Below are 446 nucleotides of genomic sequence, written 5' to 3'. Positions count from 1 at the left end.
TAATAGCTGAATATTTCTTATCTAACGTGCTTACTTGCTCATCGCTCAGCCATTTTAGTTCGATAGCTTGCCACTGCTGTAATAACTCAGCATGTTGCATCGACACTAACTGAAAGTCATTTTTATCACGAAGCGCATTAAGCTTTGCTAATACTACACGTGTATCAGCTTCTACTTTGGCAGGCATTTCTATCGCTAAGCGTTCATTGTCAAGATGAGTCGCCAGTTGTGTGTGTGCCTCACCTTTTGCATGCTTTAATAGTGATTTAGCAAGTTGATGATTAATCACAAGCTCAACAAGTTGCAATTGCAGCTCTTCACGGCCTTCTTTAAAAGCTTTATCAATTAAGCTTGGGTTTGCTAAACGCTTTAATAACTTAACGCGAACTTGAAGTTCTTTTTCTGCAAAGGCGAGTTTCTCAAGAGTTTTGACTGGTGCATAACGC

Annotated in this window: 1 protein-coding gene; it reads right to left on the bottom strand. The window is 39.7% G+C overall.

All coding sequences use genetic code 11. The features are described 5' to 3' along the window. Positions 1-446, bottom strand: a 446-nt coding sequence (locus tag E0L37_RS21410; RefSeq protein WP_205655688.1) for a hypothetical protein, incomplete at both ends; no start/stop codon positions are given.

It is taken from the genome of Alcanivorax sp. 24 (genome assembly GCF_004360225.1).
In the GTDB taxonomy this organism is placed as follows: Bacteria; Pseudomonadota; Gammaproteobacteria; order Pseudomonadales; family Alcanivoracaceae; genus Alloalcanivorax; species Alloalcanivorax xiamenensis.
The sequence above is the reverse complement of the archived record's forward strand: the minus strand, read 5'-3'. Positions and strand labels throughout refer to the sequence as shown.